We start from the raw sequence: 11,325 nt of genomic DNA, 5'->3' as shown, positions 1-11,325 counted from the left end.
AAGCGCTAACAGGCTAAACTCTCAAAGGTGTTTATCTTTATTGTGGTACCGATTGATGACTAACAGCACACGCAACATAAGCACTGTGGCGGGAAAGCGGGTTTTCCTTGGCTTCGCACTCTCCACTGAACAAACGAAGCAGATTGAAGCCATTCAGCGGCAACTTCCTGCAAATGTTAGGTTGGTGCCTAGTCGAAATTTACACATGACACTGGCATTTTTTGGCTATGCCAGCAATGAAACTATCGATGCGCTCACCAATAATATCGATGCGATGAGTAAACTGCGTTTTACGGTCAACTTAGATTGCATTGAACACTGGAAAAAGCCAAAAATACTCTGTCTTAAAGGTACGGCGTCTGACCCAAACCTGTTATCGATGGCAAACGATAGTCAAACGATTGCGCAGAAACTCAAGCTACATCAAAGCGAATACCACTATAGCCCGCATATTACCCTGTCTAGAAAGGCCAAGGCTGCTGTTGACGGTATTTGTTATACCGCACTGACTTTACAACCTAGTGCACTCCACCTATTTGAATCATTTGCCGGTAAAGATGGCGTAGAGTACCCGATATTACACTCATGGCAGTTGACATAATAGCGCCCAAATCCACTGTTGAGCTTGGTAAAATTAGGCTAAGCTACGCCGCATTAGCACATTAGGAACCCATTATGACGACATCAGATATTACTAAAGTACAGCTAACCGAACTTTTATCCTCTTGGAAACAGGGCAAGATCACAGCAGAAGAGCTGCAAAACTGGATGGTGACTCATTACGATCCGCCTGAAGTTGTGATTGGTAAAGGTGAGCCTGAATGGACACAAGAAGCGATGAATATCGTGATGAATGAATATGAGATAGCAAAAATAGAGAAATTTCGCTTAGACAATGCGCAGTTTGCCATTGATTTTGTAAACTGTAGCGAAGCAAACTTTAATCAAACTAAACACCTATTTATCCAAGATGGTTTTTCTGATTAGGCAGCTTTATCGTTAATTCAATTACAGCTAACTCAATCACAGTTAACCCAATTTCAACACAAAAAAAGGCCACCTAAGCGTAGGTGGCTAATCGAAGAACTATTAATACTGCTTAATCGGATACACCATCAATTTTGGTGTACTAAACTATCAAGGAAGGTTTTGCGCTAAAGCTTTAATCACTTGTTAAACATATAGATACCATAGGCATTGCTAATTGCCCATTGAGATAACTTGAATTTGTTTGAAAGATTATGAATTTAAATTAAATCATTTAAATTCAATCGGATAAAATTTCGCTTTTTGGCAGTTTTTTGTTTTGAATCTAAATTCAATAGTCTGAATTGAGGTTCAAATAGTTGATAGTTAAAGATTATGGCTAATATTGATGGTGGGTTTGTTGGCAGAAAACAATAATTAATAGCATGCCCTTTGTGGTACTAACAAGCACTGCCACAAAGTGAAGTAAGGCTGTCTAAAAGTGAGCTAATACCAACTGATACAGTGTATCACTATCGATAACAACAGCTTGTCCGCCGCTTTTAAAAATAGCATCACTGACACCAGGGGAATCAACATAGGTGTATAGGTAAAAGTCGATGTCGTAACCAGCCGCACGAACCTCCTGTAACAATTTCAGTCCCGCCAATGAATCTCCATGGCGCCCCATATCAGAAATGATCGCTTGATAGTTATACATGGATAACAGCATTAATGCTTCTTCTGAGGTTACAGTGGTATAAACGCCAACGTTTTTAGACTCCAAATAAGCCTTCTCAACTAAATTATTCTCAGGATGATCGTCCACCCACAATACTCTACCTAGCGCAGCCTTGGGTTCGCTATAATTTAGCTCACGCGCCGCAGTCGTTGGCTCATGTTGATGGTCATTACCTTGCCAAAACTGAAATAATAAGCCGAGAACTAAAATTAGTGCAACCAACACCTTAGCAAAAACTTCCCACCAAGAAGTTGGCGCAGGATTTTTACGGCGCTCTACAAAAGGAGCTGATGATGGCTTATCTTGTGGTGTAATTGAGGGTTTGGCCGCTGGATGTGCTTTTGACAGCTGTTTGCCCAACGTATGCTCAAGTCGATATCCTCGACCGTGGACCGTTTGAATAAGGGGCCCAGAGTATCCAGCCTTGCTAAACACTTTACGTGTATCAGACACTAGCTTTGACAAAGACATGTCTGATACTACCGTGCCAACCCAAATATTATCTAAACAATCCTGCTTTGAACAGTGTTCAGGATAATGCTTAGAAAGCAGTTGGATAAGTGCAATGTTGCGATCATCTAAGGCAAAAACATTGCCATTAACCTGTAGCTCCGCAGCTTCATTATCGATGGTAAATTCACTAAAACTCAATTTCATGGACGGCAAACCAATACTTAAGCACTAATTAACAATACTGCAACAATAAAAAAGGTTTGGCAAAGACTGTTTTCAGCATAATGGGTTTCACCGCGATTAAAATTCAACAGAATATCGCTTCAATACCAAAACTAAAGAGGATCACTTTTGAAAGGGCTTACACTTAGTGCTATAAATACTAAAAAGCCACCTATTCTGAGGTGGCTTTAGTTTAGCTTTTGCTACTCTAATCTTCCAGTAAACCCGCAATTGTCAGCACGCCATGGGTAGTGCCGCCCGCAGCCCATAATGAATCGCCAGAATCTGAAAACGCTGACGCTAAATCGATATGTAACCAGTTAGCTTCTGGAGTAACAAAACGCCATAGGAAACCAGCAGCATTAGATGCTCCACCTGCGCCACCACCTTTCATAGCACGGCTATTTGCCGTATCCGCATATGGGCTTGGGCAACTTTCCATATGCCAAGGGTCCAGCGGTAATGGCCATACACGCTCACCTGCTGCAATCGCTTTTTGTTGAGCCAACGCTAGAACTTCCGCTTGTGGCGAGAAGATAGCATTGTAATTAGTCCCAACAGCCATAAACGCAGCACCGGTAAGTGTCGCAGCATCAATAATAAGTGGCGCGCCAGTTTCTGAAGCGGCCTGCAAACCATCAGCAAGTACTAAACGCCCCTCTGCATCGGTGTTCACCACTTCTACGGTGACACCGTTCTTGTAAGTCAGGATATCGCCCAACTTATAAGCATGCCCGCTGATCAAGTTTTCAGCACAACATAGGAATAATTTAACACGCTTGTTCAAGCCTGATTTTATGGCTAAACCAAGTGCTGCTGTAACTGTAGAAGCTCCACCCATATCGCACTTCATTCCCAGCATACCTTCTGAGCTTTTAATGCTATAACCACCAGAGTCGAAGGTGATACCTTTGCCTACAAGAGCAACTGACACATCGGCATCTGCTGCTAACGGATTGAAATCGACCTCTAGCAAAGCAGGTGGGCGCTCACTACCACGGCCTACTGCATGGATACCTATCCACTGATGCTCCAGCAGCTCCTCACCTTCTATAATGCGATAGCTGACTTTATCGCCACCTATTTCGCTCAGCCAGTTAGCAGCGCGAGTCGCTAACACCATAGGAGACAGGTTTTCAGGCGTTTCGTTAATTAAATCACGGGCAAAGCTAGCGCTCTCTAAGCGATCATTAAGCAATTTTTTGCTCGCATCATCGCCGGTCCACTGAATTTTTGGTTTGATTTGAGCCGTCGCGAAACCTTGAGCAAATGCCCACTGAGAATCAACAGTCCATAACTCACCTTCCAAAGCTACCGCGCTTACGCCCTGACTTTGCAGTTTACGAGCAGCCTGTTGAACTTGGCGCTGAATATCGCCAGCTTTAATATGGATTGAAGCCACGTCATTTTGAAAAGTAACATTGGCTTTGCCCCAATGTGCAGCGGGTGCATCTTGAGTGAGGGTAACTTGCATTAAATCCGTCATTTTCGGTCCTTAAAATATGAATCGATCAGCAGTGGTGCCCTCGACTCGCTTATTATTTTCAGCTGAGTTTACTGGATCGCTATTGATTTCTAAAGCCAGTATTTTCTGAGGATATTTTAGAGTACAAGCGAGCAAAAACTAAACTCACCCTAATGAATATTTCTCATATCCTACTTACGAACTCTGTTAACCTAACGCTAAATCAGTTTTAATTTGGTAGTAGAGATGAAATTCACCCCTGAATTTTCGAGCGGACTGCTCATTCAACGATATAAGCGCTTTCTAACCGATATCACTCTAGAAGATGGCAATGAAGTCACCATTCACTGCCCAAATACTGGTTCAATGCGCAACTGTTTATTTCCAGGTAACAAGGTGTGGTTTTCAGTCTCTGACAACCCAAAGCGCAAGTACAGTCGCACTTGGGAGCAAGCCCAAACTCCTGACGGTGATATTATTGGCATTAATACGGGCAGAGCGAATACCTTAGCTGAAGAAGCAATTAATAACGGCATTATAGTGGAGCTTCAAGGCTATAAGTCGCTTCGCCGGGAAGTGAAGTATGGCAGTGAAAATAGCCGCATAGACATATTATTAACCAGCGATGCACAAGCTAACTGCTATGTAGAAGTCAAAAGCTGCACCCTACTGGAAAACGGACAAGGCTATTTTCCAGATGCTGTCACCACTCGTGGTCAAAAACATTTACGTGAATTAATGGAGATGGTTGAGCAAGGGCACAGGGCGGTATTGCTGTTTGTTGTTCAGCATACAGGAATACACTCAGTCAAAGCAGCTGAACATATTGATCCTGCATATGCCAAATTACTCAGTGAAGCCCATGCAACAGGAGTGGAGGTGTTAGCGTATAGTGCTGACATGTCACCCATAGCAGCGAGTTTGGTTAAATCCTGCCCGGTTAAACTCTAATTCAGAATATACAGTTGAAATTGTTCTTAATAGCGGACATAGTCAAAGAATAGAGTCCAGATAACACAAATTATTTGCCTATATCGTGGGTTTCTGATATAGATAGCGCCCGTTATTATACAGACGCCCTACAACGCAAATGATTAACAGGAGATGCGTTATGCCAGAAGGCACTAAAAAACTCGGCGTGCTCGCTATCGCAGGTGTAGAACCTTACCAGGAAAAACCCGGTGAGGAGTACATGAATGAGGAGCAGTCTGCTCACTTCAAAACAATTCTTGAAGCTTGGCGTAACCAATTGCGTGAAGAAGTCGATCGTACTCTTAATCACATGCAAGACGAAGCAGCCAATTTCCCAGATCCTGTCGATCGTGCTGCCCAGGAAGAAGAGTTTAGTTTAGAGTTGCGTGCTCGTGATAGAGAGCGCAAGCTAATCAAGAAGATTGAAAAGACACTACAGAAAATCGAAGAAGAAGACTTTGGTTTCTGTGACTCTTGCGGTATCGAAATCGGTATTCGCCGTCTGGAAGCTCGTCCAACAGCCGATCAGTGTATCGACTGTAAGACACTTGCAGAGATCAAAGAAAAGCAGATGGCGGGTTAAACGCTATCATAAGGTGCGGAGCAAAAGCTCCGCTCTTTTGTTCTTTTCGTCATGGTTAACTCGACACCCTATATCGGTCGCTTCGCACCGTCCCCTTCTGGTCCACTTCATTTTGGTTCATTGATTGCTGCCCTCGGCAGTTTTTTGCGTGCCCGCTCTTTGGGCGGCCAATGGCTTGTGCGTATTGAAGATATCGACCCACCGCGTGAAATTGAAGGTGCTAACGATCAAATACTCAGAACGCTCGAAGCATATGGTATGCACTGGGACAGCACAGTGTTTTACCAAAGTCAGCGACTCGATGTTTACCAGCAACAAATTAACCAATTACTTGCAACCGATAATGCCTACTACTGCCAATGCACTCGTAAAGAGATTAAGGCAATGGGTGGCAGTTATGATGGCCGATGTGGATCACGTATTCAGCCCCATACAACCGGAGCAATTCGCATTCGGAACCGATATGGCGTGGCACAGTTCCAAGATCAGCTAAAAGGCATAATTTCTGTCGATAGCCAATTTGCCGCTGAAGATTTTATCATTAAACGCAGCGATGGCCTTTACGCTTATCAGTTGGCAGTGGTTCTAGACGATATTCATCAACAGATCACTGAGGTCGTTAGAGGCTCGGATCTGCTCGAACCTACCTGTCGCCAAATAAGTCTATTTCAGCTATTAAATTACCCGAGTCCTGATTGGTTGCACCTGCCGCTAGCCTGTGCAGAAAAAGGCCGTAAGTTATCCAAACAAAACCATGCCGCAGCGATTGATATCATTAAACCGCAAGCCAGTATTAACGCGGCATTAGCCTTTTTAGGGCAACCGCAAGTCGATACGGAAACAGATGTTCGTTTGATGCTAGAGCAAGCCGTTGACCAGTTCAATTTGAATCAGGTACCTCAGCAATCTGAGATCCTGTTAGTTACGTGAGCTTAATCGTATACTCATTGAGCTTTAATTGAGTTATCATAGCCCACTTGTTTTTACCTAAGTTAAGATCCAAATCAGAGGTGTCCCATTTTTCGCCGTATAAGCCAATTCTGTAAACAGTTATTTGATGATAGTTCAAAAGCTGAAGAAGATACTCAGGAAGGTCTGAGTTTAGAAGTTGTGCCTAGAAAAGCGCACTCAATTTCTCGTAGACAGATCAGCGAAAATGCGATCAAAGTTCTCTACAGACTGCATAAGTCAGGCTTTAAAGCTTACTTAGTCGGTGGTGGTGTGCGTGACATTCTATTGGGCATGCAACCAAAAGATTTTGACGTCGTGACTAATGCGACACCAGAAGAGATAAAACGCCTATTCCGTAACTGTCGCCTTGTCGGTAGACGCTTCCGTCTCGCGCACATTGTATTTGGCCGTGATGTTATTGAAGTGGCAACGTTGCGTGGTCATCACGTGGATAGCGGCGAAAAGATCTCCAAGACTAACGAGTCAGGTCGCCTACTGCGTGACAACGTCTACGGCTCAATTGATGAAGACGCTGAACGCCGTGACTTTACGGTTAACGCACTCTACTACGATATTAGTGATTTCTCTATTCATAGCTATGGTGGTGGACTACAAGATTTAGAATCGCGCACTATTCGTCTTATTGGTGATCCAGAGACTCGCTATCGCGAAGATCCCGTACGTATGCTTCGTGCAGTGCGCTTTGCCACCAAGCTCGATATGAGCATTGAGTCTGCAGCAGCCGACCCGATACAAGAATTAGCGCCACTATTGAAAGATATTCCAGCAGCACGCATGTATGAAGAAGTATTAAAACTGTTCTTCGCCGGTAAAGCTGCACAAAACTACAATATGATGCGTGACTTTGGTTTATTTGCGCCACTGTTTCCACTTGTTGATACGCAGTTAAATGAAGCCCCACATGGGCCGATAGCTAAGCTGCTACAAGAGATGATGGAAAACACCGATTCGCGTATTGAGCAGGAAAAACCAGTCACTCCTGCATTTTTCTATGCAGCAATGCTTTGGTATCCACTCACCCAGCGAGCTGACGATATAGCTTTAGAAAGTGGTCTTAGCTTGTATGACGCCTACACTGCAGCCATGGGCGATATCATGGAACAGCAGTGCCGCTCAATCAGCATTCCACGCCGCTTTAGCACTGTGACCAAAGATATTTGGCAACTGCAACTCCGTTTTGAACGCAATAAAGGCACCAAAGCGTTTAAATTTATAGAGCACCCTAAGTTCAGAGCAGCTTACGATCTACTCTTGCTGCGTGGCGAGGCCGAAGGTGGAACTGTCGCCAAGAATGCGGCCTGGTGGAAGAGCTTTGTTGAAGGCAGTGAAGATCAACGCAATGTTATTGCAAAATCGACTAACAAAGGCGGCCGTAACCGCAACTCTCAACGCCGTCGCCGTAAGCCTTCAGAAAAAGCAGCACCTAAGCCTGCTGAATAATGATTCAAGTCTATGTTGCATTGGGGGCTAATTTAAGCCAACCCATCGAGCAGCTCAACAATGCTTGCCGAGCATTGTTGAGCATTGCCGAAGAAGCCTCTTTTAGCGTCTCGCCTTACTACCGTTCAGTGCCAATGGGTGACGTTGAGCAACCTGATTATGTTAATGCTGTCGCCGGCTTTAAAACTGATCTCGCTCCCCTCGCTCTCCTCGATGCACTGCAAAAGATAGAAAATGAACAAGGTCGATTAAGAACGTTGCGTTGGGGGCCCAGAACCTTAGATTTGGATCTGCTGCTGTATGGAAGTGAACAGATAAATCTGCCTCGACTAGTAGTGCCTCATTACGGAATGAAGCAACGCAGCTTCGTATTAGTACCGTTATTTGATCTATCTCCAACACTCGTACTACCAGATGAAGTACCGTTAAGCAGTTTGATAACCGACGCTTTAGTTGCCGAATTGCAGCTGGCACAGCAGTCCGAGCTATAGAATTCATTTTCATGGCTGTTTTTTGATAGACTGTCCACATTAGTACAGATGTTTGACTCCATGATCATTGAAGTTCGGAGCTACTTGGCTTATAACAACTTCACAATTTAGGTTTTAAAATTACCACTATGTCCAAAATTACGAGTTCCACACTGAGAACCTTCAAAAGTGAAGGCAAGAAGTTCACTGCATTAACGGCCTATGATGCCAGCTTTGCAAACGCATTCGATAGCGAAGGCGTTGACGTGCTATTAGTCGGTGATTCTATGGGAATGGTACTTCAAGGACATAACGATACGCTGCCTGTCACCGTTGATGATATTGCCTACCATACTCGCTGTGTTCGCCGCGGCGTTGAACGCGCATTGCTAATCGCTGATATGCCTTTTATGAGTTACGCCACACCAGAACAAACCATGACTAACGCCACCACGCTGATGCAAGCTGGTGCCAACATGGTCAAGGTTGAAGGTGGCCACTGGTTACTTGAGAGCGTTCAAATGCTTACCGAGCGCGGTATTCCAGTTTGCGCTCATTTGGGGTTAACGCCGCAATCAGTGCATGTCTTTGGTGGTTTCAAAATTCAGGGTCGTGATGCAGATAATGCCCAGCGCATTCTCGACGAAGCCAAGGCACTAGAAGCCGCAGGAGCGCAGTTACTCGTGGTAGAGTGCATACCTGCACCACTAGCAAAAGCAATTACCGAAGCCTTAACGATACCAGTGATAGGTATTGGAGCAGGCGCAGATACCGATGGTCAAATTTTAGTTATGCACGACGTACTCGGTATTTCTAGTGGTTACATTCCACGTTTTTCTAAAAACTACCTCAAGCAAACAGGCGAAATCCGCAGTGCGGTTCGCGCCTATATTGACGAAGTCGCTCAAGGTGTTTTTCCAGCTGAAGAGCATACCTTTAACTAAAACGATTAGTTAAAGGTATTTCAACAATTTAATTTTTGTCAGTGTTAGAGCAGTAAAATCATGATCACCACCGAATCAATTAGCGCTATTCGCAAGCAAGTCCTTGCATGGCGCTTGAAAGGCGAGACTGTTGCCTTTGTCCCTACAATGGGTAATTTACACCTAGGGCATCTCACATTAGTTAGAGAAGCAAAATCACGCGCCGATCACGTAGTCGCTTCTATTTTCGTCAACCCCATGCAATTTGGTCAGAATGAAGATCTTGATGCTTATCCAAGAACCCTTAGTGATGACCAAAGTGCATTAGTTGAAGCAGGAGCTGAACTACTATTTACGCCGACACCGAGCATTATTTACCCAAAGGGAATGGAAGCACAAACTTTTGTTGAAGTGCCGCTTATTTCAGATCAGCTATGTGGTGAAAGCCGTCCAGGCCACTTTCGCGGCGTAGCCACAATAGTGTGTAAGCTGTTTAATATTGTTCAGCCCGATATTGCTGTTTTTGGACAAAAAGACTTCCAGCAACTGTTAGTCATTAAGACCATGGTTGAAGATCTTTCTATGCCGATTGAAATTATCGGTGTAGAAACGATTCGCGAAGATTCAGGCCTCGCAATGAGCTCACGCAACGGCTACTTAACTGCAGCGCAAAAGCAGCAAGCAGCAGTGCTCAAACAAACCTTAGACAAAATGGCGATAGAGCTTCGCGCTGGCATACAAACTGACGAGGTTATCAGCACTGCGAAGCAAGCAATTTCTGCAGCGGGATTTGATAACGATTATCTGGATATTCGTAATGCAAAAACATTTAGCAAGCCTTCAAGCAGTGATGCAGAATTGGTCATTTTAGTCGCCGCTTATATGGGCGCAACACGCTTAATCGATAACCTAGTCGTCAAACTTAAGTAGCCCTTCATAGGCTCAAGCCAGCTGGCTCGAGCCTTATTAAGCAATCGCTTTTATGGCTTTGCTTACAGCCGATTTAATCTCACCAAATAGGCTTGGTTATATGTCAATATTTTGAACTCTGAACACAAATATCAGCTATAAAACTCCGTATTATCTAGCTTAACTACATAATTTCTCATCCTAATCCGGCGTCAAAAAACTGGTTTTATCTTTCTAGTTAAGTCATAGTATGCTTATTACACAAACCACACATTTGTATCGACAGTAATACCAATTCCATTAAAGAGTTGGTCATTCAGCGGGAATTTAAATCACTTTAGACAAGCAAGCGGGTTTTAGTTAATAGTTATTCTATATCGAAAGCCACGTGCGCCGTATTAAGGGATTTAAAACCCACACGCAGTGAGCTTTTCAGGACATTCACTGCTGCGTTGCATTGTCTTAAAAGGGAATAACCATTTATTCCACAATGCGCCTTGAATTGAAAGTCCTGAGAAAGCTCTGAATTGATCACATCTTTAGTGGAATTGGTATAACACCAAGCATCGCTAAAAATGCTCACGGAATACGGATGAGATAAGTAATGGAATCTGTGGCTAAAAGGATATTTAACCCAATGACGAAAGTCATACTCTCAATACTTTGCTTAATGTTTAGTGGTTCCGCTGCAGCAAACAGCATTTTTAAGTGTATTAAAGGCGATAAGATCGTCTTTAGTCAGCATTCTTGCCCAAAAGAATTTCGACAGCACAAAATTGAGTATCAACTCGGCATTACCACCGAAACTGACTCAGATAAACGCACCAATACTGTCGATCCACTGCGGGCACTACTGCAGAAAGAAGTTATTTCTAAAACCCGTTTATTACAGCTTCTAGACAGTGAAGTGTACCGCTTAAAACAAGAAAATAGTTACTTTGAAATATTAAGAGCCAGTGAGTTACAAAAACTGGAACGTAACCGGTATTGGCAAAAAAAGGAGACAACTGATCCTGAATATATCGAATCAGTTCAAGAGATGAATAGCCATTTTGATAACCTTATTGCCAACAACGCGACAACCATAATGTTACTCGGCGATCGAAAAGAACAGATTACCTTAGAAACTTCTGACGCTAAATAGCTTACTACTGCACTGCGCTAGCCGCTTATGTCACATATAAGAGTATTGAAACTAGGCTTTGTAT

The 11,325-nt window shown here is 43.7% G+C and carries 12 protein-coding genes; 10 read left to right on the top strand and 2 right to left on the bottom strand.

What is annotated here, in order from left to right; translation table 11 throughout:
• Positions 1 to 55 precede the first annotated feature (55 nt).
• Together thpR and L2730_RS00725 are read left to right on the top strand one after the other, a co-directional pair.
• Entirely contained in the window at positions 56 to 601 is a 546-nt protein-coding gene (gene thpR / locus L2730_RS00730; protein WP_248972833.1) for an RNA 2',3'-cyclic phosphodiesterase, read from the top strand.
• A gap of 74 nt (positions 602 to 675) precedes the next feature.
• On the top strand, positions 676 to 987 hold the full coding sequence (locus L2730_RS00725) for a hypothetical protein (protein ID WP_248972832.1): 312 nt from the start codon (positions 676 to 678) through the stop codon (positions 985 to 987).
• A gap of 475 nt (positions 988 to 1,462) precedes the next feature.
• Here L2730_RS00725 and L2730_RS00720 read toward each other — a convergent pair whose 3' ends face one another.
• Entirely contained in the window at positions 1,463 to 2,365 is a 903-nt protein-coding gene (locus tag L2730_RS00720) for a winged helix-turn-helix domain-containing protein (protein ID WP_248972831.1), read from the bottom strand.
• A gap of 226 nt (positions 2,366 to 2,591) precedes the next feature.
• The gene (pepB, locus tag L2730_RS00715) at positions 2,592 to 3,869 is read right to left on the bottom strand and encodes an aminopeptidase PepB (RefSeq protein ID WP_248972830.1); all 1,278 of its coding nucleotides are present in this window, start codon (positions 3,867 to 3,869) and stop codon (positions 2,592 to 2,594) included.
• 225 nt (positions 3,870 to 4,094) lie between these two features.
• Here pepB and sfsA point away from each other — a divergent pair, with 225 nt between their 5' ends.
• The 8 genes from sfsA to L2730_RS00675 all read left to right on the top strand — a co-directional run bounded on the left by sfsA (position 4,095) and on the right by L2730_RS00675 (position 11,261).
• The gene (gene sfsA / locus L2730_RS00710; RefSeq protein ID WP_248972829.1) at positions 4,095 to 4,799 is read left to right on the top strand and encodes a DNA/RNA nuclease SfsA; all 705 of its coding nucleotides are present in this window, start codon (positions 4,095 to 4,097) and stop codon (positions 4,797 to 4,799) included.
• A gap of 160 nt (positions 4,800 to 4,959) precedes the next feature.
• Entirely contained in the window at positions 4,960 to 5,403 is a 444-nt protein-coding gene (dksA, locus tag L2730_RS00705; RefSeq protein WP_020914366.1) for an RNA polymerase-binding protein DksA, read from the top strand.
• 51 nt (positions 5,404 to 5,454) lie between these two features.
• Positions 5,455 to 6,333, top strand: a complete 879-nt coding sequence (gluQRS, locus tag L2730_RS00700; RefSeq protein ID WP_248972828.1) for a tRNA glutamyl-Q(34) synthetase GluQRS — start codon at positions 5,455 to 5,457, stop codon at positions 6,331 to 6,333.
• Between the two features lie 180 nt (positions 6,334 to 6,513).
• Positions 6,514 to 7,815: a polynucleotide adenylyltransferase PcnB gene (gene pcnB, locus L2730_RS00695; RefSeq protein ID WP_020914368.1), complete on the top strand. Its 1,302-nt coding sequence runs from the start codon at positions 6,514 to 6,516 to the stop codon at positions 7,813 to 7,815.
• Entirely contained in the window at positions 7,815 to 8,306 is a 492-nt protein-coding gene (folK, locus tag L2730_RS00690) for a 2-amino-4-hydroxy-6-hydroxymethyldihydropteridine diphosphokinase (protein ID WP_248972827.1), read from the top strand. The genes pcnB and folK overlap by 1 nt, the downstream gene beginning before the upstream one ends.
• A 128-nt stretch (positions 8,307 to 8,434) precedes the next feature.
• Positions 8,435 to 9,229, top strand: a complete 795-nt coding sequence (gene panB / locus L2730_RS00685) for a 3-methyl-2-oxobutanoate hydroxymethyltransferase (protein WP_248972826.1) — start codon at positions 8,435 to 8,437, stop codon at positions 9,227 to 9,229.
• 60 nt (positions 9,230 to 9,289) lie between these two features.
• Complete coding sequence (gene panC, locus L2730_RS00680; protein ID WP_248972825.1) at positions 9,290 to 10,138, top strand: pantoate--beta-alanine ligase; 849 nt, start codon at positions 9,290 to 9,292, stop codon at positions 10,136 to 10,138.
• A gap of 616 nt (positions 10,139 to 10,754) precedes the next feature.
• Positions 10,755 to 11,261 (top strand): DUF4124 domain-containing protein, encoded by a 507-nt coding sequence (locus tag L2730_RS00675; protein ID WP_248972824.1) that lies wholly within the window; start codon positions 10,755 to 10,757, stop codon positions 11,259 to 11,261.
• Positions 11,262 to 11,325 lie beyond the last annotated feature (64 nt).

The organism is Shewanella kaireitica (genome assembly GCF_023284045.1).
GTDB classification, from domain to species: domain Bacteria; phylum Pseudomonadota; class Gammaproteobacteria; order Enterobacterales; family Shewanellaceae; genus Shewanella; species Shewanella kaireitica.
Note: the sequence above shows the minus strand (reverse complement) of the source record. Positions and strands in the feature narration are given on the sequence as shown.